Source organism: Deinococcus sp. NW-56 (genome assembly GCF_002953415.1).
GTDB lineage: Bacteria > Deinococcota > Deinococci > Deinococcales > Deinococcaceae > Deinococcus.
Genome location: NZ_CP026516.1, coordinates 1,766,966 through 1,792,856, shown reverse-complemented (window position 1 = coordinate 1,792,856; position 25,891 = coordinate 1,766,966). Strand labels below are relative to the sequence as shown.

The 25,891-nt window shown below is 70.9% G+C and carries 22 protein-coding genes, 2 tRNA genes and 1 pseudogene; 12 read left to right on the top strand and 13 right to left on the bottom strand.

The window, feature by feature from the left end; all coding sequences use genetic code 11:
• The first annotated feature begins 1 nt into the window (after window position 1).
• Window positions 2–445, top strand: coding sequence for a hypothetical protein (locus C3K08_RS08930; RefSeq protein WP_104990991.1), 444 nt, complete (start codon window positions 2–4; stop codon window positions 443–445).
• A gap of 20 nt (window positions 446–465) precedes the next feature.
• Here the strand turns inward: C3K08_RS08930 and C3K08_RS08925 are convergent, their stop codons facing one another.
• Together C3K08_RS08925 and C3K08_RS08920 are read right to left on the bottom strand one after the other, a co-directional pair.
• Complete coding sequence (locus C3K08_RS08925) at window positions 466–1,125, bottom strand: TrkA family potassium uptake protein (RefSeq protein ID WP_104990990.1); 660 nt, start codon at window positions 1,123–1,125, stop codon at window positions 466–468.
• A 43-nt stretch (window positions 1,126–1,168) separates the two neighbouring features.
• The gene (locus tag C3K08_RS08920) at window positions 1,169–2,572 is read right to left on the bottom strand and encodes a TrkH family potassium uptake protein (RefSeq protein WP_104990989.1); all 1,404 of its coding nucleotides are present in this window, start codon (window positions 2,570–2,572) and stop codon (window positions 1,169–1,171) included.
• A gap of 77 nt (window positions 2,573–2,649) precedes the next feature.
• Here C3K08_RS08920 and C3K08_RS08915 point away from each other — a divergent pair, with 77 nt between their 5' ends.
• On the top strand, window positions 2,650–3,738 hold the full coding sequence (locus tag C3K08_RS08915; RefSeq protein ID WP_104990988.1) for a methyltransferase domain-containing protein: 1,089 nt from the start codon (window positions 2,650–2,652) through the stop codon (window positions 3,736–3,738).
• 12 nt (window positions 3,739–3,750) lie between these two features.
• Here the strand turns inward: C3K08_RS08915 and yedA are convergent, their stop codons facing one another.
• Window positions 3,751–4,650, bottom strand: a complete 900-nt coding sequence (gene yedA, locus C3K08_RS08910) for a drug/metabolite exporter YedA (protein WP_234009031.1) — start codon at window positions 4,648–4,650, stop codon at window positions 3,751–3,753.
• A gap of 118 nt (window positions 4,651–4,768) precedes the next feature.
• On the opposite strand from yedA, the gene C3K08_RS08905 reads away from it, so the two are divergent.
• Together C3K08_RS08905 and C3K08_RS08900 are read left to right on the top strand one after the other, a co-directional pair.
• Complete coding sequence (locus tag C3K08_RS08905; RefSeq protein WP_234009030.1) at window positions 4,769–5,146, top strand: ComEA family DNA-binding protein; 378 nt, start codon at window positions 4,769–4,771, stop codon at window positions 5,144–5,146.
• The gene (locus C3K08_RS08900) at window positions 5,146–7,383 is read left to right on the top strand and encodes a DNA internalization-related competence protein ComEC/Rec2 (protein ID WP_104990985.1); all 2,238 of its coding nucleotides are present in this window, start codon (window positions 5,146–5,148) and stop codon (window positions 7,381–7,383) included. The genes C3K08_RS08905 and C3K08_RS08900 overlap by 1 nt, the downstream gene beginning before the upstream one ends.
• A gap of 6 nt (window positions 7,384–7,389) precedes the next feature.
• Here the strand turns inward: C3K08_RS08900 and C3K08_RS08895 are convergent, their stop codons facing one another.
• Both C3K08_RS08895 and C3K08_RS08890 read right to left on the bottom strand, forming a co-directional pair.
• On the bottom strand, window positions 7,390–8,376 hold the full coding sequence (locus C3K08_RS08895) for a Gfo/Idh/MocA family protein (RefSeq protein ID WP_104990984.1): 987 nt from the start codon (window positions 8,374–8,376) through the stop codon (window positions 7,390–7,392).
• A gap of 84 nt (window positions 8,377–8,460) precedes the next feature.
• Window positions 8,461–10,239: a 30S ribosomal protein S1 gene (locus C3K08_RS08890; protein WP_104990983.1), complete on the bottom strand. Its 1,779-nt coding sequence runs from the start codon at window positions 10,237–10,239 to the stop codon at window positions 8,461–8,463.
• A gap of 263 nt (window positions 10,240–10,502) precedes the next feature.
• Here C3K08_RS08890 and C3K08_RS08885 point away from each other — a divergent pair.
• From C3K08_RS08885 to C3K08_RS08860, 6 genes are all read left to right on the top strand, one after another.
• Window positions 10,503–10,576: transfer RNA gene (locus tag C3K08_RS08885), tRNA-Gln, on the top strand.
• 106 nt (window positions 10,577–10,682) lie between these two features.
• Window positions 10,683–11,663: a thioredoxin-disulfide reductase gene (trxB, locus tag C3K08_RS08880; RefSeq protein WP_104990982.1), complete on the top strand. Its 981-nt coding sequence runs from the start codon at window positions 10,683–10,685 to the stop codon at window positions 11,661–11,663.
• A 31-nt stretch (window positions 11,664–11,694) separates the two neighbouring features.
• Window positions 11,695–12,207 carry an HDIG domain-containing metalloprotein gene (locus tag C3K08_RS08875; RefSeq protein WP_104991998.1) on the top strand — a complete coding sequence of 171 codons (513 nt, stop codon included), beginning with the start codon at window positions 11,695–11,697 and terminating at the stop codon, window positions 12,205–12,207.
• Between the two features lie 89 nt (window positions 12,208–12,296).
• A tRNA-Glu gene (locus tag C3K08_RS08870) sits at window positions 12,297–12,371 on the top strand.
• 77 nt (window positions 12,372–12,448) lie between these two features.
• On the top strand, window positions 12,449–13,126 hold the full coding sequence (locus C3K08_RS08865) for a hypothetical protein (RefSeq protein WP_104990981.1): 678 nt from the start codon (window positions 12,449–12,451) through the stop codon (window positions 13,124–13,126).
• Between the two features lie 176 nt (window positions 13,127–13,302).
• Window positions 13,303–14,136 carry a CAP domain-containing protein gene (locus C3K08_RS08860; RefSeq protein WP_158679902.1) on the top strand — a complete coding sequence of 278 codons (834 nt, stop codon included), beginning with the start codon at window positions 13,303–13,305 and terminating at the stop codon, window positions 14,134–14,136.
• Between the two features lie 67 nt (window positions 14,137–14,203).
• Here C3K08_RS08860 and C3K08_RS08855 read toward each other — a convergent pair whose 3' ends face one another.
• The 6 genes from C3K08_RS08855 to C3K08_RS08830 form a co-directional block, all read right to left on the bottom strand.
• Entirely contained in the window at window positions 14,204–15,766 is a 1,563-nt protein-coding gene (locus tag C3K08_RS08855) for an acyl-CoA carboxylase subunit beta (RefSeq protein WP_104990979.1), read from the bottom strand.
• 264 nt (window positions 15,767–16,030) lie between these two features.
• A complete protein-coding gene (locus C3K08_RS08850) occupies window positions 16,031–16,519 on the bottom strand; it encodes a general stress protein (RefSeq protein WP_104990978.1) in 489 nt (162 codons plus the stop codon).
• 102 nt (window positions 16,520–16,621) lie between these two features.
• The gene (locus C3K08_RS08845) at window positions 16,622–17,560 is read right to left on the bottom strand and encodes a quinate 5-dehydrogenase (RefSeq protein WP_199776904.1); all 939 of its coding nucleotides are present in this window, start codon (window positions 17,558–17,560) and stop codon (window positions 16,622–16,624) included.
• 100 nt (window positions 17,561–17,660) lie between these two features.
• The gene (locus C3K08_RS08840; protein ID WP_104990977.1) at window positions 17,661–18,992 is read right to left on the bottom strand and encodes a Glu/Leu/Phe/Val dehydrogenase; all 1,332 of its coding nucleotides are present in this window, start codon (window positions 18,990–18,992) and stop codon (window positions 17,661–17,663) included.
• Window positions 18,993–19,084: 92 nt separating this feature from the next.
• Window positions 19,085–20,329 (bottom strand): Glu/Leu/Phe/Val dehydrogenase, encoded by a 1,245-nt coding sequence (locus C3K08_RS08835; RefSeq protein ID WP_104990976.1) that lies wholly within the window; start codon window positions 20,327–20,329, stop codon window positions 19,085–19,087.
• 596 nt (window positions 20,330–20,925) lie between these two features.
• Window positions 20,926–21,900, bottom strand: a complete 975-nt coding sequence (locus tag C3K08_RS08830) for a polyprenyl synthetase family protein (RefSeq protein WP_104990975.1) — start codon at window positions 21,898–21,900, stop codon at window positions 20,926–20,928.
• A 163-nt stretch (window positions 21,901–22,063) separates the two neighbouring features.
• On the opposite strand from C3K08_RS08830, the gene C3K08_RS08825 reads away from it, so the two are divergent.
• A complete protein-coding gene (locus tag C3K08_RS08825) occupies window positions 22,064–22,663 on the top strand; it encodes a hypothetical protein (RefSeq protein WP_104990974.1) in 600 nt (199 codons plus the stop codon).
• A gap of 73 nt (window positions 22,664–22,736) precedes the next feature.
• On the opposite strand, the gene C3K08_RS08820 is transcribed toward C3K08_RS08825, so the two are convergent.
• Together C3K08_RS08820 and C3K08_RS08815 are read right to left on the bottom strand one after the other, a co-directional pair.
• Window positions 22,737–23,456 carry an aminotransferase class IV gene (locus tag C3K08_RS08820; protein WP_104990973.1) on the bottom strand — a complete coding sequence of 240 codons (720 nt, stop codon included), beginning with the start codon at window positions 23,454–23,456 and terminating at the stop codon, window positions 22,737–22,739.
• A pseudogene (locus tag C3K08_RS08815) lies at window positions 23,453–25,353 on the bottom strand (chorismate-binding protein). Before C3K08_RS08815 ends, C3K08_RS08820 begins: the two are co-directional and overlap by 4 nt.
• A 123-nt stretch (window positions 25,354–25,476) precedes the next feature.
• Between C3K08_RS08815 and C3K08_RS08810 the strand changes: the two are divergent.
• On the top strand, window positions 25,477–25,827 hold the full coding sequence (locus C3K08_RS08810; RefSeq protein ID WP_104990972.1) for a hypothetical protein: 351 nt from the start codon (window positions 25,477–25,479) through the stop codon (window positions 25,825–25,827).
• Window positions 25,828–25,891 lie beyond the last annotated feature (64 nt).

The following is a 25,891-nucleotide window of genomic DNA, read 5'->3' as shown; positions in this document are numbered from 1 at the left end:
TGTGCTTCCCACGCTCTACCTGCTGTTCGCGTTTGCCCTCGCCGGGGCGCTGGTCGTGCTGCTGCTCCGGCCGGGGGCGGCGCGGGCGGGCGTGGTCTGGGGGCTGGCGGCGGGGTTGCCGCTGCTCGCGGCGATAGCAGGTGCCTTCGCCGGACAGACGCGGGCCGCGCGGGTGCTGGAGGGCTACTCGCCTGCCCCCGTCTCCGTCGCCCTCGTCAACGGGGTGCGCCGCACCACCCTGACCCTCGCCCCGACCGACGTGGCCTGCGTGGAGCGGGCACTGCGTCTGGGGGTGAGAAGCGAGGTGAGGACCACCGGCCAGCCCATCCCCCTCACCGCCCAGACGCGGGTCGAGGGCACCCTTCCCCCGCGCGAGGTCGTGGAGGCCCTGACCCTGCGCGGGCTGGAGTGCCCCAACGTGCGGGCGGTGCCGGAAGAGGAGTGATCCGCTGGCGGCCTCAGGCTTCAGTCCCCCAGGTACCGCCGCAACTCGTCCAGCGAGTGCCCCGTCCCGATCACGACCAGCTTGTCGTGGGGGCGCAACTCGTCCTCGGCGCGGGGGGTCACCTCGATGCGTCCGCCCCGACTCACCGCGATCACCTGCACGCCAAAACGCCCGGTCAGGTTAAGGTCGCGCAGCCGCCCGCGCAGCCGCTCGTTGGCCTCGATCTCCACGATGGCGTAGTCGCCCCCCAGGTCCAGCGTGTCCACGATGTTGGGAGTGGCAATCTGCCGGGCCAGCCGCACGCCCATGTCGTGCTCGGGCCGAATCACGAGGTCGGCCCCGATGCGCTCCAGCACCCGCCGGGCCATCTCGTCCACCGCCTTGGTGACCACGTAGGGGGCGCCCAGGCTCTTGGCGTTCATGGTCGCCAGGATGTTCGCCTGCACGTCGGTCCCGATGGCGACGACCACCACGTCGAAGTCGCCCACCCCGATGGCCCGCAGCGCCCGCTCGTCGGAGGCGTCCACGACGGCCGCGTGCGTCACGAGGTTCATCACCCGCTCGACGTTTTCCTCGCCGCGGTCGATGGCGACCACCTCGTGGCCCATCTCGTAGAGGGTGGTCGCCACGGCGGTCCCGAAGCGGCCCAGCCCGATCACCAGGCATTGTTTGGTCTTCATGGATGAGTCCTCATGGCGGGGGACAGGCTAGCCCAGGGGCGGCTCAGCCCACCAGGATGTCCCGCTCGGGCGGGTACTTGATCGCCCGGCTCTGCTGGTTGCGCAGGCTGAAGGCCACCGCGAAGGTCACTGGCCCGATGCGTCCCAGGTACATCAGCACGGTCAGGATGATCAGGCCGGGGTCGTTGATGAGGTGGGTGGTGTTCATGGACAGGCCCACGGTCGCCGCTGCGCTCACCGTCTCGAACATCAGGTGCGTGAAGCCCAGGTTCGGGTTGGTCGCCAGCAGCGCAAAAAAGGCGGTGGCGACCATCAGGGTGTACAGGGTGGTCACGGTGCCCGCCCGCACGAGGTTTTCGGGCAGGATGCGCCGCCCGAACACGATCAGGTCACCCCGGCCCCGCACCATGTTCCACGCGCTGCCCACCAGGATGGCGAAGGTGCTCGTCTTGATGCCGCCCCCGGTCGAGCCGCTGTTCGCCCCGATGAACATCAACCCGATCAGGAGAAAGAGGCTGGCACTCGTCATCGACGAGATGTCCACCGTGGCGAAGCCGCCCGAGCGCGGGGTCACACTCTGGAAAAAGGCCGCGATCAGCTTGCCGCCCGTGTCCAGCGGGCCGAGGGTGCGGGCGTTGCCCCACTCCAGCGCGAGCAGCAGCAGCGCCCCCAGCCCCAGCAGCAGCCCGGTCGTGACCAGCGTGATCTTGGAGTAGGTCAGCAGCCGGGTGCGCCGGGGCTGACGCAGGTGCCCCAGCACGTTGAGCTGCACCAGAAAGCCCAGCCCGCCCAGCACGATCAGGCTGCTGATCGTCAGGCTGACGAGGGGATCGGCGGCGTACTGCCCCATCCCGCCGGGCACCACCACGAAGCCCGCGTTGTTGTACGCACTTACCGAGTGAAAGACCGCCTGATACAGCCCTTCCCCCAGCCCGAACTGCGGCACGAAGCGCAGGGCGAGCAGCGCGGCCCCCGCCGCCTGCGCCACGAAGGTGTACAGGAAGATGGTGCGGATGAGGGGCAGCACCCCGCCCACGTCGAGCGCGTTGATCTGCTGCACGAGGTGCTGCCGCTCGGAGAAGTTCACCCGCCGCCCGGTCAGGAACGCGAACAGCGTCCCGAAGGTCAGGATGCCCAGCCCGCCCACCTGCGACAGCAGCAGGATCAGCAGTTGGCCGGGCCGGGTAAAGGCCTCGCCCGTGTCGGCCACCACCAGCCCGGTGATGCAAATGGCACTCGTGGCGGTGAACAGGCGGTCCACGAAGTTCAGCTCGGCCCCTGGCGCCACCACCCCCGGCAGGTGCAGCAGCGCCGTGCCCAGCGCGATGCCGACGAGGTACACCAGCGCGATGAGTTGGGGCGGCGTGAAGCGGGCCACGAGCGCCCGGCGGGGCCGCCCGGAGGCACGCGGCCACGAGGTGGAGGGGGGATGGGGAGGGCGGGTCATGCGGGAACGCGCGATTCTACACCCGCGCAGACTCTGGAGGCCCCGGCAGCGCGGCCCGCCCCGTATACTGCCCTGCTATGCCCCGCCCCGCCCGCCCCAGCCCGTCCCGCCAGAAGAATCCCACCTTCACCCGCCCGCAGAAACCGAAGGGCGACCACCGCGCCCGCCAGCCCGCCCACGAGTACGTGCTGGAGGCGTTGCCCGGCCTGGAGGAGGTCGCCGCTGAGGAGCTGCGCGGGGTGCCCCTCGCCCGCGACCTCCGGGGTTTGCGCTTCTGGTATCCCGGCGACCCCGAGCGCCTGACCCGGCTGCGCGGGGCGGTGGCGGCCTACCGGGTGCGGGCCTGGGACGTGCCCCGGCCACGCGGCCTGCTGGGGCACCAGCAACTCGGGGAACTGACGGCTTTTCTGGGGGAAGTCGTGCGCTGGGGGGGCCACCGTTCCTTCCGGCTGGCGGCGGCGGGCCGCGAGTCGGCGGTGATGACCCGGCTGGCCGAGGAGCTGTCGCGCGGGCTGAACCTCCCCTTTGACCCGGAAGAAGGCGAACTGCTGGTCCGTCTGCGCCCCCAGGAAGGCGGCCCCGGCTGGGAGGTGCTGGCGCGGATCACCCCCCGGCCCCTCTCGGCGCGGGCGTGGCGGGTCTGCAACCGGGGCGGCGGCCTGAACGCGACCATTGCTTTCGCCCTGCACCGCCTCGCCGGGGTGCGCGAGGAGGACCGCATCTTCAACCCGATGGCGGGCAGCGGCACCCTCCTCGTGGAACGCGCCCTGCTGGGACCGTCGGCGGCGATGGTGGGTGTGGACCTCGACCCAGAAGCCGTCGCCTGCGCCCGCGCCAACCTTCAGGCCGCCGGGCGGGAGGTGGAGGTGGCGGCGGTGGACGCCCTGGCGACGGGCCTGCCCCCCCGCTCCTTTGACCTGATCGTCTGCGACCTGCCCTGGGGCGACGCGATCGGCTCGCACCGGGCCAACGCCGCGCTGTACCCCGCCTTCCTGACCGAGATGCACCGCCTGCTGTCGCGCCACGGCCGCCTCGCGGTGGTCACCCACGAGATCCGGCTCTTTGAAGGGTTGCTGCGCGATCAGGACCGCTGGCACGTCCGCGAACTGTTTCAGGTGTACAGCGGCGGGCACCACCCCAAGGGGTATCTGCTCAGCAAGCGGTAATCCGGCCGGGCCTCACGCTTCCGGTGCCGATGTCCCCCCACGCGGCCACACCACCAGCACCACCCCCGCCAGAATCACGGCGAGCGCCAGCCACCCCAGCCCGGTCAAGCTCTCGCCACCCAGGCCGACGCCCAGCAGCACGGCCACGACCGGGTTGACGTAGGCGTAGCTCGTCGCCAGCGCGGGGCGGGTGTGCGCCACGAGGTACATGTAGGCGCTGTAGGCGACGAGGCTCCCGAACACCGCCAGGTAACCCAGCGCCCACAGGCTGGCCGGGGTGGGCGTGCCCCAGCGCTCGCCCATCACCAGGCTCAGCCCCCCCAGCAGCACGGCGCCCGTCAGCATCTCGGCAGCGCTGCCCATCAGCCCGGCGGGGAGGGGCAGGCGGCGCGACCACTGGCTGCCGAAGGTCCAGCACAGCGGGGCCAGGATGAGGAGCGCGGCGGCCAGCGGCGTGGCCCGCAGCTCGCCCACGTTCAGCAGCACGATGCCGACCAGCCCGATCCCGATGCCCACCCACTCGCGCCCGCTGGTGCGCTCGCCCCACAGCCGCGCGAACAGCGAGGCAAAGAGGGGAGACACCGCGATCACCATCGCCGCCACGCTGCTGCTCGCGTCGCGCTCGGCCAGGGTGACCAGCCCGGTGCCGCCCCCCAGCAGCAAGAGGCCCACCAGCGCCGAGGCCCGCCACTCCCGCGCGGTCGGAGCCGGTGCTCCGCGCCAGCGCAGGAACCCGTACAGCAGCGCCCCTGCTGCCAGAAAGCGCAACGCGAGCATCCCCATCGGCGGCAGGCTCTCGATCGCCACCTTGATGCCGAAATAGGTGCTGCCCCACAGCACATACACCAGGGCGAGGCACAGCAAGACGGTGGGCGTGAGGCGAGCGGCGCGGGAGGCGGGGACGGAGGTCACGCGCAGAGCATAGGCTGGCGGACGGGCGTGGGCGGCGGGAGTGTCCCGCATGGTGGGCGCGGGGCCGCGCTCCACATTTGCGGCCCACGCGCAGAGGGCCGCGCCCTACACTCCCGGCGTGCTTCCCACCGAACGGCACTGGACAGCCCTGCTCGCGGGCGGCCTGCTGGCCGTGGGGGCGCTGACGCTGGGACCTGCCTTGCGCCCGCCTGTCAGTACCCCCACCGTGACGCGGGTGGCCCTGCCGCTGCCCCCCACGCCGCCTGAGGCTGCGCCGGAGTACCCCACCACCGGCAGCGTGACGCCGCTCATCTCCGGCCGCTTGAACCTGAACACGGCCACCCCGGAACAGCTTGAAGCCCTCCCGCGCATCGGCCCTGCCCTCGCGGCCCGGATCGTGGCCGGGCGGCCCTACCGCTCGCTGGCTGACCTCGACCGGGTGAAGGGCATCGGCCCCTCGACCCTCGCTGACCTCACGCCCCTCGTCACCTTCTGATGCTGGGACGGCACGCCGCTTCTCCTGTTGCCTCAACCCCGGCAACCCTCAGCGGCACACGGGCCTCCGCCGGACGCCTCGCTTGGCCTATCCCGCTCGCTCTCGGCGTGATCGGCGGCATCCTGCTGGGCTTGGGACTGGTTTGGGGCGGGCTGGTCATGCTGGCCGGTGTGGTGCTCGCTGCGCTGGATCGCCGTCCGCTCCTCGGCCTTCTCGCGGTCGTGGGCCTGGGGCTGGGCTTCGGTTCCGAGCGCCTGAACGCCGCCAAACCGGACCCACTGACCCCCTGGGTGGGTGCCCTCGTCACCCTGCGCGGCGAGTGGGACGGGCAATTTCTGCGGCTGGCCGATCCCCCGGCGCGGGTGGCCCTGTCGCCCAAACCGACCCAGCCACCGGGCCACCTCACCGTGAGTGGCCGTCTGGTGCGCCCCGAGGGGCGGCGCCTTCCGGGCGGGTTCGATCAGGCGGGGTGGCTGCGTGGGCAGGGTGGGCTGCTGGTCCCCACGCCGACGACGGTGCTCGCCGCCGCCGAGGTCCGCGCCCACACCCCGGAAGGCGGCTGGCGCGGCTGGTTCCGCCGGGGCCTGACCGCCGGGCTGAACGATCGGCAGGCCGCGCTGATGCAGGCCATCGAGCTGGGCGACCGGGGCGACATCGGCCGCGAGGAGTTCGCGGAAGGGTATTCGGTGCGCGACGCCTTCGCCCGCTCGGGCCTCTCGCACCTGATGGCCCTCAGCGGGCAGAACGTGGCCCTGCTGACCGGGGTGGTCGTGTGGCTGCTGATCCGGCTACGGGTGCAGGTGGCGTGGCGCTACGCGGTGGCCGCCGCGCTGCTCATTCCTTACCTGATGTTGGTGGGCGTCTCGCCCAGCATCCTGCGGGCGGTGCTGATGGGCTTCGCCGTGCTCGTTGCCTTCGCACTCGGACGCGGCAGACCCGACCCCTACGGCACAGTCGCGCTCGCGGCGGTGGCCTGCCTGCTGCCCTTTCCGCTGTGGTTGCTGGACGTGGGCTTTCAGCTCTCTTTCCTCGCGGTGCTGGGGCTGACCCTCTCGGGCAAGCTGGCCGCCCGGCTGCCGGGCCGATGGCCGATGGCCCTGCGCCTCGCCCTCGTCGCCACCGTGCTGGCCGAACTCGCCACCCTGCCCGTCATCGCGGGCACCTTCGGGCAACTGCCGCTCGTCGGCCTGCCCGCCAACCTTGTGGCGGGGGTGATCATGGCCGCGCTGGTGCCCCTGGGATTTCTAGCGGGGTTGCTGGGACCATTGGGCGTGGTCCTGAGTCCGCTGACGGGCCTGCTCGCCTCGGCGCTGCTGTTCGTCGTGGAGGTCTTCGGCAAAGCCCCGGTGCTGACCTGGGGCAACGTGGGTGCGGGAGGCTTCGTGGCTTACGGGGTGGCCGCGCTCGCCGGGGTGCTATGGCTGCTGGGGCGGGTGAGAGCACCTGTGGCGCTGGGTACTGCGCTGAGTTGTGCTCTCCTGACGTCCCTGCCAGGCTGGATTCGCCCTGCCCACGAACTCGTCTTTCTGGACGTGGGCCAGGGCGACAGCACCCTGATCCGCTCGCGGGGGCTGGAGGTTCTCGTGGATGGCGGCGGCTCGGTCGGCTCCGACTACGACGTGGGCACCCGCACGGTCGTTCCCGCGCTGCGGGCGCTGGGGGTGAGGGGACTGGACGTGGTGGTGGCGACCCACGCGGACACGGATCACATCGAGGGCCTCTCCGGCGTCCTGCGCTCGTTGCCCGTGGGCGAACTGTGGATCGGCCAGCGCAAGACCGACGATCCTGTGCTGGCCGAGCTTCTCGCTGTCGCACGTGAAGAAGGTGTGCCCGTCCGTGAGGTCCGCCGGGGCGACCGGGTGGAGGCTGGGGGCGTGCGCCTCACCGTCCTGTGGCCCGAGGGCCGCTTCTGGTCCAGCGAGGACAACGACAACAGCGTCGCCCTGACCGTCGAGGCGGGCGACTTCCGCGCCGCTCTGCTGGGCGACCTGGATGCCTGGGGCGAGGCGCGGGTGGGCGTGGGCGACCTCGACCTGCTCAAGGCCGCCCACCACGGCAGCCGTCACAGCACGGGTGAGGCCGTGCTTCGGGAGAGCACCCCCGCCGACGTGCTGGTCAGCGTGGGGCGCAATACTTACGGGCACCCCCACCCGGATGTGCTGGAACGAATCGGCGCTGCGGGAGCGAAGGTCTGGCGCACCGATCAACTCGGGACGGTGCGCTGGCCGTTGCCGTGAGTGCCGTCAGCCCACCGTGACCGTCCGCCCCTCCCGCGCCGCCGCGAACAGCGCGTCCAGCACCCGCGCCTGCCGCACCGCGTCCTGCGGGGGAAAGCGGGCCTCCTCCTCCCCCCGCACGACCCGGCCGAAGTGGGCCACCATCGCCGCGTACCCGTTGTGGAGAGCAAACGCCTCACGACGCTCGCCCGCCTTGGTGCGGACCCGCAGGGTCAAGGGTGCCCCGTTGTGGCTCTCGAAGGCTCCGTCCAGCTCCAGGCTGCCCTGCGTGCCCACCACCGTGAGCCGCTGGGTGGGTGCCGGACCCCAGTCGAAGGCGCAGTCGATGCTCGCCAGCGTCCCACCAAAGTCCAGCGTCCCGCTCAGGCCCAGGTCCACGCCCCCCGGCGTCCACCGCGCCTGGGCTGTCACCGCTCGTGGCTCGCCCAGCAGGAGGCGGGCCAGACTGACCGGGTAGCACCCCACGTCGTAGAGCGCCCCCCCGCCCATCTCGGCCTCCCAGCGGAAGTCGTCTGGATTGGTCAGTGGAAAGCCGAAAGCGCCCCGGAACGCCCGGACCTCCCCCAGTTCGTCCGAGACCACGATCTCCCGCAGCCGGGCCACGTGGGGCTGAAAGCGGTAGGCGAACGCCTCCAGCAATACCCGGCCCGTCTCGGCGGCGGTATCTGCCAGCGTCTGCGCCTCCCCCGCGTTCAGTGTCAGCGGCTTTTCCGTCAGGGCGTGTTTGCCCGCCCGCAGCGCGGCCTCGGTCCAGGGGCGATGGGCATCGTTGGGGAGCGGGTTGTAGATCGCCCCCACGTCCGAGGCGATCACGTCGGCGTAGGTGCCCACCCGCCCGATGCCCCATTCCCGCGCGAAAGCCTGCACCCGTTCCGAGTGCGGCTCGCGGGTGCCCAGCACCGTCACTTCGCCCCCGTCGGCACGGATCGCGGGAATGAGGGCACGGGCGATCCGCGCCGCGCCGAGAATGCCCCAGGTCAGGGAAGCGGTCATGGGGCCAGCCTACCCCGCGAACCCAAAAGGGGAGAGGCCCGCCGGGATCACTCCCGTGGGCCTCTCGCCGCCGATGTCAGGGGATTACTCGCCCTGCTTCTCGGTGCCTTCCGTGGTGTCGGCGGGGGTGCTGCCCTCGTCCTTCTTGTCGCCGCCGAGGCCGAACTGCGCGAAGAGGTCGGCGTACACGTCGCCCAGCTTCGTGCTGATCTTGCCGCCCTGCTGGGCGTCCTTGGCGTTGTAGTTGTAGTCAGCGCCGCCGCCGCGCCCACCACGGCCGCCGCCACGGTTGCCGCCGCCTTGACCGCCGCCACCGCTGTAACGGTCGCTGCGGCTGCCGCCGCCCTGGCTGACGTAGTCGCGCACCGGGCCGCCGCCACCGAGGGCACGGCGGCGCGAGAGGCTCGCCCGCTGCTCGACGGGGTCGATGTTCAGGATCACGGCCTCGATCTCGTCGCCCTTCTTGAAGAGGTCGGCGGGGTTGTTCACGCGCGCCGTGTCGAGTTCGCTGATGTGAATCAGGCCCTCGATGCCCTCCTCGATCTCCATGAAGACGCCGAAGTCGGTCATGCCGGTGATCTTGCCCTTGACGGGCGTGCCGGGCGGGTAACGGTCAGGCAGCGCGCTCCAGGGATCGTCGGTGGTCTGACGAATGCCGAGGGAGATGCGGCGCTCCTTGGGGTCGATGCGCAGGATGACGGCCTCGACCTCGTCGCCTTCCTTCATGACCTCGTTGGGGTGACGCACGCGCTTGGTCCAGCTCATCTCGCTGACGTGGACCAGGCCCTCGAGGCCCGACTCCAGCTCCACGAACGCACCGAAGTTGGTCAGGTTGGTGACCTTGCCCTTCACGCGCTGGCCGATGGAGTAGCGGTCGACAGCACCCTCCCAGGGGTCCTGGGTCAGGGCCTTCATGGAGAGGTTGATGCGCTCGCGGCCCTCGTCCACGTCAATGACCTGCACCTGCACCTTGTCGCCCACCTTGACCACGTCGCGGGGGTGGTTGAAGCGGCCGTAGGTCAGTTCACTGCGGTGCACCAGCCCGTCGATGCCGCCGAGGTTGACGAAGACGCCGAAGTCCGTGATCTCCACGACCTCGCCCTCGAACTGCGCACCGGGAACGAGCTGGCCGACCGTCGCCTCGCGCGCCTTGGCCTTCTGGGCCTCCATGATGGCGCGGTGGCTGATGATCACGCGGTTACGCTTGCGGTTCAGCTCAATCAGCTTCACCATCAGGGGCTTGCCAACGTAGGGATCGAGGTCGTTGACCCGGCGGGTGTCGACCTGCGACGCGGGCAGGAAGGCCCGGATGCCCTCGACCTGCGCGACGAGGCCGCCGCGCACCTTCTCGAGCACCTCGACCTCGAAGGCCTCGTCGTTCTCCTGCATCTTCTCGAGCACGCGCCAGCCCTTGTCCTGGTCGGCCCGCTTCTTGGAGAGAACGATCTGGCTGTTGGCGAGGTCCACCCGCACGACATACGCCTCGATCTTGTCACCGGGCTTGTACATCGTCTGGGCTTCTTCCAGCGTGACCGGCTCGTCACCAATCTGGTTGAGGGGAATGGTGCCCTCCACCTTGGCGCCGACATCTACCGCGATGCCCTCGTTGCCGATGAACACGACGGTGCCGTCCACGATGTCACCGCGCGACACCATCTGGTGCTCGGTCGACTCGCTGGCGAGCACGTCCTCCATGGTCATAGCGGGGTACTCGCGTTCCTCGGGGGCGCTCGCCTGGACGGGCGCGGCCTGGGCCTGCGTCGCCTGCTCGCTGGTGACTTGCCCGCTGGTGACTTGCTCGGTGCCCGGCGTGGGCTGAGTGGTCCCGCCCTCAGCGGCGGGGGTCTGGGTCTGGTCTTCCATGAACTCCTGCTCCTCCTGCGGGGTCGCCTCCAGCTCGGGTGCGGCCCCACATATACCTGTACCTGCGCTTGGGCGCGGCAACACCTCAGTGTAACATCACCCCATAGGGGGGGCAAGCGCAGGTGCGAGCCCGGCCAGGGCGCATTCCGGCTCCTTTGCCCCCTGGTGCCCGGCCTGGCCCGCAGTTGACGGCCCAGGAATGGGCGGCTATACTCCCTCACGCTCAGCCCTCCGGCCGGGCATCACGCCAGAGCATCTCCCGTTGGGGCATCGTCTAATGGCAGGACGACGGTTTCTGGCACCGTTAATCAAGGTTCGAGTCCTTGTGCCCCAGCCAGTTTCCCCCGCCCCGTGCGGGGGCTTTTTTTGATCCCAGATGCTTTGAAAAATAAAGTGTGCTTGCCTGACCATGCCCAAATGTGCGTGGTGGTACGCTCGGAAGCATGACGAGCACTCCCGTGTCCACCCAGGACTTCGACGTGGTGATTATCGGCGGCGGACCGGCCGGGCTGACGGCGGCCATCTACACGGGGCGCGGCGGCCTGAGCACGTTGGTGCTGGAAAAGGGGTTGCCCGGCGGCCAGATCGCCCAGACCGAGGAGGTCGAGAACTACCCCGGCTTTCCCGAGCCGATTCCCGGCATGGAACTCGCCCAGCGCATGGTGCAGCAGGCCGAGAAGTTCGGTGCCCGCATCGAGATGGAGGAGGTCGAGGCCATTGAGCGTGACGAGTACGCGCACGAGTACCCCTTCACGGTGCGCGGCTACGGCGGCACCTACCGCGCCCGGAGCGTGATTCTGGCGACCGGGGCCAATCCCCGCCGCCTGAACATCCCCGGCGAGGAACACTTCTGGGGCAAGGGCGTCTCGACCTGCGCGACCTGCGACGGCTTCTTCTACCGGGGCAAGAAGGTCGTGGTGATTGGGGGCGGGGACGCCGCCGTCGAGGAGGGTCTGTTCCTGACCAAGTTCGCGGACGAGGTCACCCTGATCCACCGCCGCGACACTCTGCGGGCGAACAAGGTCGCGCAGGCCCGCGCCTTTGCCAACCCCAAGATGAAGTACATCTGGAACACGGTCGTCGAGGAGATTCAGGGCGCGGATCACGTGACGGGCGTGCGCCTGAAGAACCTGGAGACGGGCGAGGTCAGCGAGCTGCCCACTGACGGGGTGTTCATCTTTATCGGGCACGTGCCCAACACCGACTTCGTGAAGGACGTGGTGGCCCTGCGCTCCGACGGCTACGTGGAGGTCACCGACGAGATCTACACGAGCGTGCCCCTGCTGTTTGCCGCCGGGGACGTGTCGGACCACGTCTACCGTCAGCTCGCCACCAGCGTGGGCGCGGGCACCCGCGCGGCCATGAGCGCCGAGCGTGCCCTGGCCGCGCTGGAGGCCGGAGCGGGAGAAGCGGCTGCGGACTGACCCGGCGCCTGGACCCGCCGAACTCGGCCGGGTGCCCCGCCTGTCGGTGGCCGCGCGGGTTCGGCGCAAGGCGCGGGGCTATCTGGGCAAGGCCGCCCGGCTGGCCCGCAGCCTGAGCGTCCGCCTCGCGGCCCCGCAGGACGGCTGGGCGACCGGGCACCTGACCCCCGCCGAGGCCCGCGTCTTCCTGGGGATGGACCCGCGTGACCGGGAGCACGCCTGCCGGGTCACCCGTCACCTGCTGCGCGACCATCCGGCGGCCCCTCCCGAGGTGGTCGCGGCCGCGCTGCTGCACGACTGTGGCAAGAGCATTCGCCCCTACCGGGTGGCCGAGCGTGTGCTCGTGGGGCTGGTGCCCAACCGGGTGGCCCGGCTGCTGCCCTTCGGGGCCTTGTCGGTGCGGGCGTACCACCCGGAACTGGGTGCCGAGCTGCTCGCGCGGGCGGGGGCGCGGCCCCGCGTGGCCCGGCTGGTGGCCCGGCACCACCACGCGGGCGCCGACCCCGAAGCGGCGCTGCTGCACCACTACGACGATCTGGAATAGCCGGGGGGCTTGACTTCCCTGCCTACGTGCCCCTACACTTTCTCTTCGCGCCTGACCCCGCCCACGGGCGGACCTCCCGCACTTCGGACGGCCCCATCGTCTAGCGGTCAGGACAGCGCCCTCTCAAGGCGCAGACACGGGTTCAAGTCCCGTTGGGGTCACCACTACGCCGCGCCGCCTTTCCCACCCGGAGGCGGCGCGTTGTTCTGTCTGGTCTGCAGTTTTGTCTAGGCTGCTTCCCATGACCCTCCCCTTGTCCGCCGCCCTGACCGACCTTCTCGCGTACTACGGGCCGCTTGCCTCAGAGCGGGCGGAGGTGGCGGGCGGGGTCGCGCTGCACACTCCGGGGGTCAATGTCCTGGGCCTGAATGCTGCCTTTCTGCCGGGCGCAGCTCCGGAGCGGCTGCGGGAGGCGGCCACGTGGCAGCGGTCGCGGGGGCACCCGCCGCTGGTCGCTGTGCCGGGCCGGGCGCGAGGAACGGGGGAGGAGATCGCCAGCCTGCGCTGCGGGGTGTACCGGGCCGACTCCTCGCCCTCCCCGTTCACTGCCGAGCAGGTGTCGCGCCTGCACCTGCCGCGTTGGGCCGCCGTATTGGCCGAGGCCCACGGCACGCCCGAGTGGGGAAGCGCTCTGGCCCGTCATCTGGCCCGTTCGCTGGAGGGAAGGCGCGACTACGCCCTGATGCTCGCCTACGCGGGGAGCGAGGCGGTAGGAGCACTCCTGTGGCAGGCGGCCGGGGCCGGGGGGCGGGCGCACCTGTGGGGCACCCTGGACCCGGCGGTGGACGGTGCCCTGCTGAACGGCGCGGCGACCCTGGGGGAATTCCTGCTCGCCAGCGTGCCGCCCACTTCCCCGATCTCGGTCGTGGAGGGAGAAGAGATAGGTTTCTTCCTCATGAACGAAGACGGAAATCCGTGACCTTGTCCGCCCAGGCAGGAGAAAGTTCACAGACTGCGTGAGAAGCTTAGAGATTCCTTGAGTCAGAAAATCCAGCCTTTGGCTTCCGTCGCCGTCGTCAACACCGTTGCCTCAGAATGAGAGATGAGAAGTCTCAACTCATGCCCTGCCTACGCTGGCTTGATGAGATGGGGCCTATGTCTGCTCTGAAGCAAGTTCTGCTGGTCGGCGGCCTCCTGTCTCTCGCGGCGTGCGGTTCGGTCCCCTCCGCTCCCTCTGCCCCGGCCGCGCAGGTGCCCGCCGTCACCCCGGCTGCCGGGACGCTGGAGGCCCAGGCCAGCGCGGGAACCCTGGTGGTGGGGCAGACCCGGCAGCTCAACGTGACGGTCGGGGGCCGCGCCCCCTACCCCGGTGAGCTGACCTGGACCACCAGCAACGCCGCCGTCGCCACCGTGACCCAGACCGGACTGGTGACGGCCACGGGCGCCGGGAACGCCGTGATTCGCGCGGCGCTCACCAATTACCGCAGCTCCTACATCGACTTCACCCTGACCGTGACGGCGGCGACCGCTCCCGCCCCCACGCCGACCCCGGCCCCGGCGCCCGCGCCGACCACGCCGAGCGGCTACGCCGGGCGCGTGCTGGAGCTGACGAACGCCGCCCGTGCTCAGGCCCGCAGCTGCGGCGCGACCAGCTTCGCGGCGGCGCCCGCGCTGACCTACAACGCGCAGCTCGAGCAGGCCGCGCAGGGCCACGCGACCGACATGGCGACGCGCAACTACTTCAGCCACACCAGCCTCGACGGGCGCACGATGGCGCAGCGCATCTCCGCGACCGGGTACGCGTGGCGCACCATCGGGGAGAACATCGCCGCCGGGCAGACCACTCCGGAGCAGGTCGTGGCGGGCTGGCTCGCCAGCGAGGGCCACTGCCGCAACATCATGAACCCCAGCTTCCGAGAACTCGGTGTGGGCTACGCGCAGGGCGGCAGCTACCGCCACTACTGGGTGCAGAACTTCGGCGCCCGCTGAGGCGTTGGGATTGAAAGGGGGCGCGGCGGGGTGGACTTCCCCGCCGCGCCCTTCCCTGTGCCCGCGCTCAGAGCGGGATATTCCCGTGCTTCTTGTAGGGCCGCGCCTCTTCCTTGCCGCGCAGCATCTCGAAGGTCTGAATCAGGCGGCGGCGGGTGTCCTCCATCGGAATCACGTCGTCGATGTATCCCTTGGCGGCCGCCACGTAGGGGTTGTCGAAGGTTTCCTTGTACTCGGCGATCTTGGCCGCGCGGGTGGCCTCCGGGTTCTCGGACCGCCCGATCTCGCGGCGGTAGACGATGTTGGCGGCCCCCTCGGCGCCCATCACGGCGACGGCGGCGGTGGGCCAGGCGTACACCACGTCCGCGCCCATGTCGCGGCTGTTCATGGCGAGGTACGCCCCGCCGTAGCTCTTGCGGGTGATCAGGGTGATCTTGGGGACGGTCGCCTCGGCGTAGGCGTAGAGCATCTTGGCCCCGTGCCGGATGATCCCGGCGTGTTCCTGCGCGACCCCCGGCAGGAAGCCCGTCACGTCCACCAGCGTCAGGATCGGGATGTTGTAGCAGTCGCAGGTGCGGATGAAGCGGGCGGCCTTGTCCGAGGCGTCGATGTTCAGCGTGCCCGCCATCACCTTGGGGTTGTTCGCCACGATGCCGACCGACCGGCCGTCCAGCCGCGCAAAGCCGCAGATCATGTTCTTCGCCCAGTTCGGCTGGATTTCGAGGAAGCTGTCCCCATCCACGAGTTCCCCGATCACCGCATGCATGTCGTAGGGCTTGCGCTGGTCCGGCGTCACGATCTCCAGCAGCCGGGGGTTGGGGCGGTCGGCGGGGTCGGCGCAGGGCTGCACGGGCGTCTCCTCGCGGGCACTCTGCGGGAGGTAGGTCAGCAGGTCGCGGATGCCCGCGAGCACGGCCTCGTCGCCCTCGTAGGAGAGGTGGGCCACGCCCGACTTGCGGGTGTGCACGTCGGCCCCGCCCAGCCCGTCGAAGGTCACCTCCTCGCGCGTCACCGACTTGATGACCTCCGGCCCGGTGATGAACATGTAGGAGCTACCCTGGCTCATCACGACGAAATCGGTCAGGGCGGGCGAGTACACCGCGCCCCCCGCGCACGGCCCCAGGATCGCGCTGATCTGCGGCACGCTGCCCGAGTAGATCGCGTTGCGGTAGAAGATCTCGCCGTAGCCGCTGAGGCTGTCCACGCCCTCCTGAATGCGGGCGCCCGCACTGTCGTTCAGGCCGATGACCGGGCAACCCGTCTTGGCGGCGAGGTCCATCACCTTGGTGACCTTGGCGGCGTTCATCTTGCCCAGACTGCCGCCCAGCACGGTGAAATCCTGGCTGAACACGAAGACCTGCCGCCCGTGGATGGTGCCCCGGCCAGTCACCACGCCCTCGCCGGGAGCGTCCACGCCCTCCATCAGACGGTTGCGGCCGTGTTCGACAAAGGTGGACAGCTCCATGAAGGAGCCGGGATCGAGGAGGTGTTCGATCCGCTCGCGAGCGGTCAGCTTGCCCCCCTCGCGCTGCTTGGCCTGCCGCTCGGGGCCGCCGCCCGCCTCGACCTTGGCGCGGCGCTGCTCCATCGCGGCGATGAGTTCCTGAAGCTCGGTCGCGGGCTGTGTCATGGAACCATGCTACCCGCGCCCGCCCGTTCCTGCGCCGGGAACAGCGGGATCGGCCACAAAGAAAGCCCCCGACACGGGAGCCTCTGGGTCACCCAGGAACCCAGAGCATTGGTCATAGGAAGGCGGTGGTGCTCCGCATGCGTTGGCCGAGCGGACTTTCTGAGCGGCGCAGCAGCGCGAGTGCATTCAAGGAGAGCCTTGGGCGTTGGGGCAGGCCCCTGGGGCGCCGTTCTCCGGGGGCCGTCCTTCTGTCTGTTCAAGGCTCTAACGGGCGGGCATGGCCGACAGCAGGGTGCGGGCCTGCTCGGCGACCTCCGGGTCGGCCAGCAGGACGTAGTGGTCCGCCCTCATGCCCGAGGCGGAGGTGAAGTCGCGCCGCCCGCCGCTCAGGGCGTAGCCCACCACGCCCCACAGCAGTCCGGTGACGCCGCCCATGAAGATGCCGTACCCGACCGCGAACAGCAGGTTGCCGCCGCCCAGCCCCAGCAATCCGAACAGCAGGCCCACGAACAGGCCGATGAAGATGCCCTGCCCGAACCCCAGCCCCGCCGCCCGGCCCCAGTCGAGCCGCCCGGTGACCTGCTCGACCATCTTCAGGCCCTCGCCCACGATGGCGGTGCGCTCGACCGGAAACTTCTGGTCGCTGAGGTAGTCCACCGCCCGCTGCGCCTCCCCGTAGGTGGGGTAGGTCGCCACGCTTACGCGGGTGCGCTGGTCGGGAATCAGGTCAAGCCGGGGGTCTCGCTGGGTCATGGGTCACGTCCTTGACCCCCAGCGTAGGCAGTGGCGTGCCCCGGCATCTGAGGGTGAGGTTGAGGGGGCCTCACGCTCCGGGGCGCGGCGCGGCCTGCTGGCTCACCCCAGTGCGGTCACCTCGGGCCGGAAGCCCACCTCCCGGACAAAGCGCAGGTATTCGGCCTCGCTCAGCGCCTCGCGCTTGCCGCTCAGGGCCACGAAAAAGGCTTCCAGCACGTTGGTCGCGAAGTTGCGTTTGCCGATGCGCGGGGTGGTCGTGATCAGGCGGGCCACGCCGCGTTCCTCCATCCAGGCGCGGTCGGCTTCCGTGATGGTCTGGGTCAGAATGGTCTTGCCCCGCAGGTCACGTGGGGCGTAGCGCTTGGCGTAGTGGGTGTCTCCGGCGATCACGTCGGCCCAGGCGTAGTAGCGGGTGCCCTGGCCCTGCACGCTGGTGTTCTGCTTCTCGCCCGTGGGGTAGAACCAGTCCTGCGGCAGCCGGGTCAGCGCCGGAAGCGCCAGCCGCGCCACCCGTCGCAAGGCCCCGATGGAGCGCAGCGGCACGTTGAGGTTCAGCCCGAACACGAGGTCGCCGTATACCACGTCCGCCCCGGCCCCCGCCAGCGCCTCCGCCATCCCGAAGCGGTCCACCGCGCTGACCATCAGCACCCGCTGCCCGCGCCACCCCACCACCGGGTCAAGCTGCGCGATGGCGTCGCGCTCCAGGGTGTTTTTCAGGCCGCTGCCGTCCAGCACGGGCGTGATCCGGGCATGCGACACGAGCCTGCGCACATTGCTGAAGGTGTAGCGCCGTCCGCCTGCGATCACGTACAGGTCGGCCCCTCCCAGCCCGAAGGCGTCCACCCGCCCGTCGAGCGCGGCGAAGAGTTCGGCGGCCTTGTTCGCGTCTCCGTCGGTGCCGAGCCGCTCCAGCACGAAGGGCTGGCCCAGCACCGTGAGTTCTTCGCGGGCATTGCGCGAGGAGTTGCCCAGCGACACGCTCACGACGTGTTTGAAGCCGGGAGGAGCAGGCTGCCAGCCGCGCAGGGGGTCGGTCATGGGGCAAGCATAGCGGTCAGCCTCCAGCTTTCAGCCAACAGCAGAAAAAGCCCCAGCGCGGGGCTGAGGCTTTCTCGGAAGAGGAGGTGGCGGGCGGCCCTTACGGGTACAGCCCCCGCAGCGCCCGCGCTTCCAGCACCCGCGTGCAGGCCACGATGTACACGGCGGTGCGCAGGGTCACCCCGTGGCGCTCCTTGACGTCCCAGAGGCTCAGGAAGGCTTCCGACATGATGCGGTCGAGGCGGCCGTTGATCTCCTCCTCGGTCCAGAAGAAGCTTGAAAAGTCCTGCACCCACTCGAAGTAGGACACCGTCACGCCGCCCGCGTTGGCCAGCACGTCGGGGACCACCGTGACGCCGCGCTCGGCCAGCAGGTCGTCGGCGGCGGGGATGGTGGGGCCGTTGGCGCCCTCCACGATCAGGCGGGCCTTGATGCGGTCGGCGTTTTCCAGCGTGATCTGCTTTTCCAGCGCGGCGGGCACGAGCACGTCGCAGTCCACGCCCCAGAACTCGTCACGGGTAATTTCCTCGGTGCCGGGCAGCCCGGTGATCTTGCCTGTCTGCCGCAGGTGGGCCAGCGCCGCCGCCGGGTCAATGCCCGCCGCGCTGTGGATGGTCCCGGTCACGTCCTGAATGGCGACGATCTTGGCCCCGTGCCCGTGGAAGATGCGCGAGGCGGCCTCGCCCACGTTGCCGAAGCCCTGCACGGCGACCCGCGCACCTTCCATCGGCATCCCGAGCTTCTTCATCGCCTCGGCGCCGGTCACGAACACGCCCCGGCCGGTCGCGTCGGCGCGGCCCAGCGACCCGCCCAGGGTCACGGGCTTGCCCGTCACCACGCCGGTCGCGGTGCGGCCCACGTTCATGGAGTAGGTGTCCATCATCCAGGCCATCGTCTGCGGCCCGGTGTTCACGTCGGGCGCGGGGATGTCCTTGTCCGGCCCGATGATCAGGCCGATCTCGGTGGTGTAGCGCCGGGTCAGGCGCTCGAGTTCCCCGGTCGAGTACTTGCGGGGGTCGATGCGGATGCCGCCCTTGCCCCCGCCGTAGGGCAGGTTCACGGCGGCGTTCTTGACCGTCATCCAGGCGGAAAGGGCCATGACTTCACTGAGGGTCACGTCCTGGTGGTAGCGGATGCCGCCCTTGGCCGGGCCGCGCGAGGTGTTGTGCTGCACCCGGTAGCCCTCGAAGTGCGCGACTGTGCCGTCGTCGAGGTGAATGGGAATGTCCACGACCAGGATGCGCTTGGGCCGCTTGAGGGTCTCGACCCAGTAGGCGAGCTTGCCGAGATACGGCGTGACGCGCTCGACCTGCTCCAGAAAGATCTCGTAGGGGCCGATGTTGTTGGGATCGAGGTAGCTGGGGATGGTGTGCTGGCCGAGGCGCTGCGTATTCTGCGGCGGTTGGGCCTGCGGGTCCTGTGTGGTGGTCATGGGAAAGCCTCCGGGGAGGGAAGGGGGCAGGGGACGTTGTCTGACTTCGCCGCGCGTGGCCGCTGACTGGGCTGACGCGCCTGGACCCTGGGTTACGGGTACACGCCGCGCATCACCGCCGCCTCGTGCAGGCGATTCAGGGCCAGCGCGTAGGCCGCCGTGCGCATGTCGAGGTCACGGGTCCGCATGTAGGCGGTCACGTCCCGCAGGGCCGCGTTCACCCGCAGGTCGATGGCGCGTTCGACCTCGGTGGGCGTCCAGAAGAAGTTGCTGGCGTCCTGCACCCACTCGAGGTAGTTCACGATCACGCCGCCGATGCTGGCGACGAGGTCGGGCAGCACGCACACGCCCTGCGCCCGCAAGACGCGCTCGGCTTCGGGCAGCACGGCCCGGTTGGTGGCCTCCACGACGTAGCGGGCGCGGACCGCGTGGGCGTTGCCCGCGTTCACCGAGCCGTAGTCGTAGGCCAGCATCAGGATGTCCACGTCGAGTTCGACGACCTCGTCGGGGGCGATCTCGGTCGTGAAGCCGCGCACGCTGCCGTGCTGCTCGCGGTACGCCGAGAGCGCCGCGAGGTCGAGGCCGCCGCTGGCAAAGGAGGCCCCGTGCTGGTCGGACACCGCGATCACGAGGGCGCCGCGCTCCCCCAGCACCTGCGCGGCCTTGCGGCCCACGTCCCCGAAGCCGTAGACGGCCACCCGCGCTCCGCGCAGGCTCTCGCCCCGGTGTTCGAGCACCTGCGCGGCCACCATCGCCGCCGAGCGGCCCCGCGCGTCCTTGCTGCCGTAGGAGCCGCCCAACGGAATGGGCTTGCCTACCACCATGCCGCCCTGGGTCGAGCCAGTGTTCTCGCCATAGGCGTCGAGCATCCACGCCATGGTCTGCGCGTCGGAGCCCACGTCGGGGGCGAGAATGTCCTCGGTCGGTCCGATCAGCTCGACGAGTTCCGAGGTGTAGCGGCGGGTCAGGCCCTCGAGCTCATGCGGGCTGAGGGTCTGCGGGTCCACGTCCACGCCGCCCTTGGCGCCGCCGAGGGGCAGGTCCGCGACCGCCGCCTTGAGGGTCATGATCGCGGCGAGCACCTCGCACTCGTGGGCGCTCAGGCCCGCGCGGAAGCGCACGCCGCCCATGCTTGGCCCCCGCGCGGTGGAATGCACCGTGCGGTAGCCCCGGAAAACCTGAATGCGCCCGTCGTCCATCCGCACGGGCAGGTTCACGGCGACGGTGCGCCGGGGATACTTGAAATACGCGAGCGACTGGTCGGTCACCTCGCAGTGGGGCAAAGCCTCCTGGAGTTGCTCCATGAGGCCCTGCCAGTTGAGTCCTGATGCCCTCATCACGCTCCTTTGGGGATAGTCCCGGTGTCCGCCCGAGGATACACGCGCCGCAGCGCTGAGCGTCCCGGCTCCGGCCCCGCCCCACTTGCCGGGGGCACCCCCGTTGTATCGGGGCAACCTGAGAGCGTCAACCTCGGAAAACCGCCTGCCTGGACGGGGAAAAATCGGAAGCGATTCCAGAGGGACAAGCGGTGGGGAAAATCCTCCCTTGGCCTGTCAACTGGCAGGCCGAGAGGGGACAGACTTGGACCCGGTACAGAGAGCGTCCACGGGGTTGGGACGACGCCGCTCCCCCTCTGCCCAGCAGCGGACCCCAGACCGCCCGAGGTGCAGGAACGTCCGGGGCCTCTTGCATGGGTCCCGCAGAGCGTGTTTAAACAGGGTCTCACCGAAGGAGTGAAGGGGCGCTGTCGCCGCCCTGGAACGGCGTGGCCGTCCACTCTCCTCTGCTTTGCAGTTCTACGAGTCCCAGCCTCTCGGGGTGCGAGCTGTGCCAGTCTCCCGAGAGGGGGACCCGCAGAGCTATTTGCCGAGGAGCAGCAAGCTCGTGTCCACCGCGTCAGTGAGGGAGCGACTCCGACTTTTCAAACGGGCGCTCAGGCCCGGCGGCGGCTCTCGTGCCGGGCGAGGTCGGCCAGGGCTTCGCGGGCGGCGGAGGGAGGCAGGGCCTCCAGCGCGGCGGCGGCGAGGTCGGCGCGGCGGCGAATCTCGGCATGGGTGCGCTCTGCGGCCCCCGTACCTTCCACGAGGTCACGCACCCGCCCCACGTCGCCGGAGCGGGCGGCGCGGCGCTCCAGCACCTCGCGGACCTCCCCGGCGTGGGGACCCGAGAGCAGGTCCAGCACCGGCAGGGTGGCCTTGCCCTCGCGCAGGTCGCCGCCGACGGGCTTGCCCAGGGCCGCCTCGTCGCCCGTCAGGTCCAGCAGGTCGTCGCGCATCTGGAAGGCCAGCCCATACTCCCAGCCGAAGGTCGCCAGGGCCTCGCGCTGCGCGGCTGGGGCGCCCAGCAGCCACGCGGGACCGCAGGCCGCCAGCGCGAGCAGGGCCGCCGTCTTGCCGCCGATGACTTCCAGGTAGGCCTCCAGGCTGTAGTCTCCGTAGGCCGCGACCTGAAATTGCAGCACCTCGCCCTCGCAGATGCGCGAGGCGGCGTCCCCGAAGGCGCGGGTCAGGTCCGCGCCCCCCGGCAGTCCCGCGAGCAGCGTGAGCAGCCGTGAGAGCATGAAGTCGCCGCTCATCACGCTAACCACGTTTCCGAAGCGCCGGAAGGCGGCGGGCTGGCCCCGGCGGGTCTCGGCGTCGTCGATCAGGTCGTCGTGCAGCAGAGAGGCCGAGTGCAGCAGCTCCACGCCCACGGCGAGGTCGGTCACGTGGGGCCACTCGGCCGCGCCGGGCCGGGCGCCGAGAGCCTGGGCCGCGAGCAGCGTCACGGCGGGCCGGGCGCGTTTGCCCCCGGCGGCCACGAGGTCGTCCCCGATCAGCTCGATAAAGGCCACGCGAGAACGCAGCACCTCGCGCAGCCGCGCCTCGAAAGCGGCACCGGGGAGGGTCAGGGCGGCCACGCCAGTCATGCGGGCAGTATAGGAAAGGACCCCTGGGCGGAACGTACCGCCTGCCGCAGGGTCTGGCCCCCCCACCCGGCGGGGGAGGCCCGGCCCGGTGGTTCCTCGCCGCCCTGTCCCTCGCCGCTGTGTCCCTCGCCGCAGGGCGCGGGAGCGTGGTAAAACCGGAGGAATGGAAAGCGTCGTTGCCCTCTTTCGTGATCCCCGGCAGGCCCAGGGCGTCCTGACCGCCCTTCAGGCCCGGGGCTTCGACCGTGACCGCCTCGCCTTTGCCCTCACCGACGCGGTGGCCGAAGATGAACTCGCGCAGGCCACCGGGGTCAGCCCCGAGGCGGGGGCACCCGGCGGGTCGGCCAGCGTGATTCGCGGCGTGATTCGCGGCGTGCTGGCGGCCCTGGCCCTCACCGTCCCCATCTGGCTGCTGCTGCTGTGGATTCCCGAAACGCGCGTGTATCAGGAAGGCGGCCTGCTCACCATCCTGTTCGGCGTGATCGGCGGGGCGGGGCTGGGTGGCCTCTTCGGGGCGCTGACGGGCAGCGACCACGGCGACTACGTCAAGCTGCTGCGCCGCATGGGCGTGCCTGCCCCCGAGGCCGAGCGCTTCCAGCAGGCGCTGGGCGACGGCCACGTCCTCGTGATCGCCCGCGATCCCGACGGCCGCCGCGCCGACGAGGCCCTCAGCCTGATGCGCCGCCACGGTGCCCTGCGCCTCGAAGACGCGGTGGGCGGCGGCCGCCTTCAGAGCGAGCGCGAGGGACAAGACGGGCGCTAAAGCCGGGAGGCGGGACAGGAGCGGCGGGGGAGACCTCGCCGCTCCTCCATTGTTTGGCAGCGTCCGAACAGCGTCAGGGACGTGCTTCCGCTTCTGGCCACACCAGCGCCCGGTCGGTCACCGCGGGCCACCCGGCGGGGAGGTTGATGTCCCAGCCCTCGCCCACGATCCGGCACACCGGGACCACCCCCACCCCGCTGCCGCACACCCAGGCGCGGGTGACGTGGGCCACTTCGGCCGTAGCGACGGGCCGAGGTTCGACCGCCTGCCCCTCCAGAAACGCCGCTCGCGTGACCCCCGGCAGCCCGCCCGAGGGCATGACCAGCCGCCCTCCCAGTTCCAGCAGCGGCGAGGTGCGGCTTCCATCCACGACGTGTCCGGCCCCGTCCGTCAGCCAGCCTTCGAAGGCCCCGGCCTCCGTGGCCGCCCGGCCCGCGAGCAGGTAGGGCAGGTAATTGCCCGTCTTGTGCGCGGCGAGGTGCGGGTGGACCTGCATGGCGGTGAGGCGCACGGCGACCCCTCCCTCCGGCCTCGGCCCCGGGGCCAGCGGTCGCTGCGACCAGAAGGTGCCCTCTGCCGTCACAGTGACGCGCAGCAGACCCCACCCCGCCGTGTCCAGTTGGGGCCATTCCTCCTCCGGGGCGGGGAGGCCCAGCCACGCGCAGGTGCCTCGCAGCCGGGCGAGGTGGTGCGGCCACAGCAGCGCCGCCCCGTTCCACGTCCGCACCGTCGTGAAGGCCGTCTCGCCCAGCAACCAGGCGGGAGCCTGCACGCCCGGCGGAAGCGGCTTCACCCCCGCGCCTCGCGGCTCAGCCGCAGCCAGTTGCCCAGCAGCACCCGCCCTGCCGGACTCAGCACGCTTTCGGGGTGAAACTGCACCCCCCACGCGGGGCGGCCCGGCACCTCCAGCGCCATCACCTCCCCGTCCTCGCTGCGGGCGGTGACCAGCTCGCCCGGCAGGCCACGCACCACCAGCGAGTGATAACGGCCGAAAGGGGCGCCGTCCGCCACCCCGGCGAAGAGACCTGTTCCCGCATGCCGCACCGCCGCCGGACGACCATGGACCGGGGCGGCGCGTTCCACCCGGCCCCCCAGCACCTCGCCCAGCGCCTGATGCCCCAGGCAGACGCCCAGCAGCGGCACGCCCCCCTCCAGACAGCGGCGCGTCAGCTCCAGCGTGGGGCCGCTCGTGGCGGGGGTGCCCGGCCCCGGTCCCACGAGGACGGCCTCGGGGCGGGAGGCCAGCAGCGCGTCGGCGCTCTCGTCCTGGGTCCGCAGGTCCACCCTGGCCCCCAGCGCGAGCAGGTCGTGGACGAGGTTGAGGGTGAACGAATCGCGGTTGTCGAGCACCAGCACCCGCAGGCCCGTGCGGGTCTCCGCACGCGGCGGCGCCCAGGGACGCCCCGGCACCGGGGGGCGGGCGGCTGCGGCGGACGCCCCGGCTGCCCCGCGAGGACCGCGAGAAGGGCCTGCGCCTTGTGGACCGTCTCCTGCGCCTCCCGCCGGGGGTCGGCGTCAATGACGGTGCCGCCGCCCGCGCGAACGGTGACGGTCCAGCCCTGACCCGTGCGCGTAAATCCCGCCGTCCGAATCAAGATGTTCACGTCCACCCGCCCCCCGCTCACGATGCCCACGCCCCCGGTGTACCACCCGCGTGCGCCGGGTTCGAGGTCGCGGATGGCGGTCATCACCCGGGTTTTGGGAGCACCCGTGATCGTGCCGCCGGGAAAGGTGGCGGCGAGCAGCTCACGCACGGTCAGCCCTTCCCGCGCGCGCGCCCGCACCTCCGAGACGAGGTGCATCACGTGGCTGTAGCGCTCCACCAGCCCGAAGTCGGGCACCGTCACCGTGCCGGGCGCGGCCACCCGCCCCAGGTCGTGCCGCACGAGGTCCACCAGCATGGTGTGCTCGGCGGTCTCCTTGGGGTCGCCCCGGAGTTCGCGCTCCAGCGCCGCGTCCTCCTCCGGCGTGTCGCCCCGGCGCCGGGTGCCCGCAATGGGGCGGGCCGAGACCTCGCCCCCCGCCCACAGGACCAGCCGTTCGGGAGAGCACGACACAACCGCCTCGTCCCCCAGGTCCACGAAGGCCATGAAGGGGCTGGGATTGACCTCCCGTAGCCGCAGGTAGGCGGCGAGGGGATCGCCCTCGGCGGTTGCCCGCACCCCCCGCGAGAGGTTGACCTGATAGACCTCCCCGGCCCGGATCAGCTCCTGCACGGCGCGGACGCCCGCCGGATAGTCCACGTCGTCCGCCCCGAAGGTGCCCACCTGGAGGGTCGGCTGGGACGCCGGTTCCCCCGCCAGCGCCGCCGCCCAGTCCACATGCCCGGCCTCGCCCACAGCCTCCAGCGTCCCCGCCGCACGGTCCCACACCAGCCCGCTGGGGTACAGACCCCACCATCCCGCCCGCCCGTCCGGGGCGTGGGTGTCCAGCCCGAAGGCGCCCGCCGCCTCGTACTTCAGGCCTCCCAGCCAGGCGGGGAAGAGAGCGTCTCCGGCGGGGCGCTCGGGCAATTCCTCCTGCACCCGCACGGGCCAGGCGCTCAGGAAGGAGAAGCGCCCGTACTCCACGACCGGCCCCAGCGATTCCAGCAGCGCGACCCCCGGTGCGCCCGCCGCCCGCAGCCGCAGCAGCACGTCGGCGGGCGAGAGGGCGGCGAGGGAGGCGGGCAGGGGAGGCAGGGCCGTCACGGGCCGGATTGTAGGGGAGCGGGGGCGCGGAGGCCCTTCCACATGATCGCTGCGGATGTGCGGCGTCCCGGCAGACCCCACCCGGTTACGCTGAGGGCACGTTCCATTCCCCGGAGGTTCACGATGACGGTTCCCACCCGTGTGCGCTCAGTTCCTGCGGTCACGCTCGCCTTGTTGCTGGCCGCCTGCAACATCCCCAACGTCCCTTTCCAGACCTCGGACAAGGCGGCCCAGGCCGAACGCTCGTGGCATAGAGGGGGCGCCCAGCATGTAGTCGCGGGCCGGTATGCCGCCACCCTGACCTTCACCGGGGTGTCGTCGGTCCGGGCGGAGTACGCGGGAGGCACGTTGACCCTCGCGGACCGGTCCCTCCCGCCCGGCTGCCACCATTTGCGGGTTCAGGCGGGTGACCGCTTGCGGCTGGACGTGACGGAGCTGCGGCTCTCCATTCCGGGTAAGCCGTGCGGGGAGTGAGGTGCATGAGGTCACTGGGATCAACCTTTGGCCTTCCGCCACTCCCCCCAACCCCTTCTCAATG

Excerpts from the sequence above, each read along its gene's own strand:
- C3K08_RS08850 (WP_104990978.1), bottom strand. The coding sequence starts at position 16,519 with ATGACCCAGCGAGACCCCCGGCTTGACCTGATTCCCGACCAGCGCACC.
- C3K08_RS08915 (WP_104990988.1), top strand. The coding sequence starts at position 2,650 with ATGCCCCGCCCCGCCCGCCCCAGCCCGTCCCGCCAGAAGAATCCCACC.
- C3K08_RS08810 (WP_104990972.1), top strand. The coding sequence starts at position 25,477 with ATGACGGTTCCCACCCGTGTGCGCTCAGTTCCTGCGGTCACGCTCGCC.
- C3K08_RS08900 (WP_104990985.1), top strand. The coding sequence starts at position 5,146 with ATGCTGGGACGGCACGCCGCTTCTCCTGTTGCCTCAACCCCGGCAACC.
- C3K08_RS08860 (WP_158679902.1), top strand. The coding sequence starts at position 13,303 with ATGTCTGCTCTGAAGCAAGTTCTGCTGGTCGGCGGCCTCCTGTCTCTC.
- C3K08_RS08920 (WP_104990989.1), bottom strand. The coding sequence starts at position 2,572 with ATGACCCGCCCTCCCCATCCCCCCTCCACCTCGTGGCCGCGTGCCTCC.
- C3K08_RS08890 (WP_104990983.1), bottom strand. The coding sequence starts at position 10,239 with ATGGAAGACCAGACCCAGACCCCCGCCGCTGAGGGCGGGACCACTCAG.
- C3K08_RS08830 (WP_104990975.1), bottom strand. The coding sequence starts at position 21,900 with ATGACTGGCGTGGCCGCCCTGACCCTCCCCGGTGCCGCTTTCGAGGCG.
- C3K08_RS08825 (WP_104990974.1), top strand. The coding sequence starts at position 22,064 with ATGGAAAGCGTCGTTGCCCTCTTTCGTGATCCCCGGCAGGCCCAGGGC.
- C3K08_RS08895 (WP_104990984.1), bottom strand. The coding sequence starts at position 8,376 with ATGACCGCTTCCCTGACCTGGGGCATTCTCGGCGCGGCGCGGATCGCC.
- trxB (WP_104990982.1), top strand. The coding sequence starts at position 10,683 with ATGACGAGCACTCCCGTGTCCACCCAGGACTTCGACGTGGTGATTATC.
- C3K08_RS08925 (WP_104990990.1), bottom strand. The coding sequence starts at position 1,125 with ATGAAGACCAAACAATGCCTGGTGATCGGGCTGGGCCGCTTCGGGACC.
- C3K08_RS08855 (WP_104990979.1), bottom strand. The coding sequence starts at position 15,766 with ATGACACAGCCCGCGACCGAGCTTCAGGAACTCATCGCCGCGATGGAG.
- C3K08_RS08840 (WP_104990977.1), bottom strand. The coding sequence starts at position 18,992 with ATGACCACCACACAGGACCCGCAGGCCCAACCGCCGCAGAATACGCAG.
- C3K08_RS08835 (WP_104990976.1), bottom strand. The coding sequence starts at position 20,329 with ATGAGGGCATCAGGACTCAACTGGCAGGGCCTCATGGAGCAACTCCAG.
- C3K08_RS08845 (WP_199776904.1), bottom strand. The coding sequence starts at position 17,560 with ATGACCGACCCCCTGCGCGGCTGGCAGCCTGCTCCTCCCGGCTTCAAA.
- C3K08_RS08865 (WP_104990981.1), top strand. The coding sequence starts at position 12,449 with ATGACCCTCCCCTTGTCCGCCGCCCTGACCGACCTTCTCGCGTACTAC.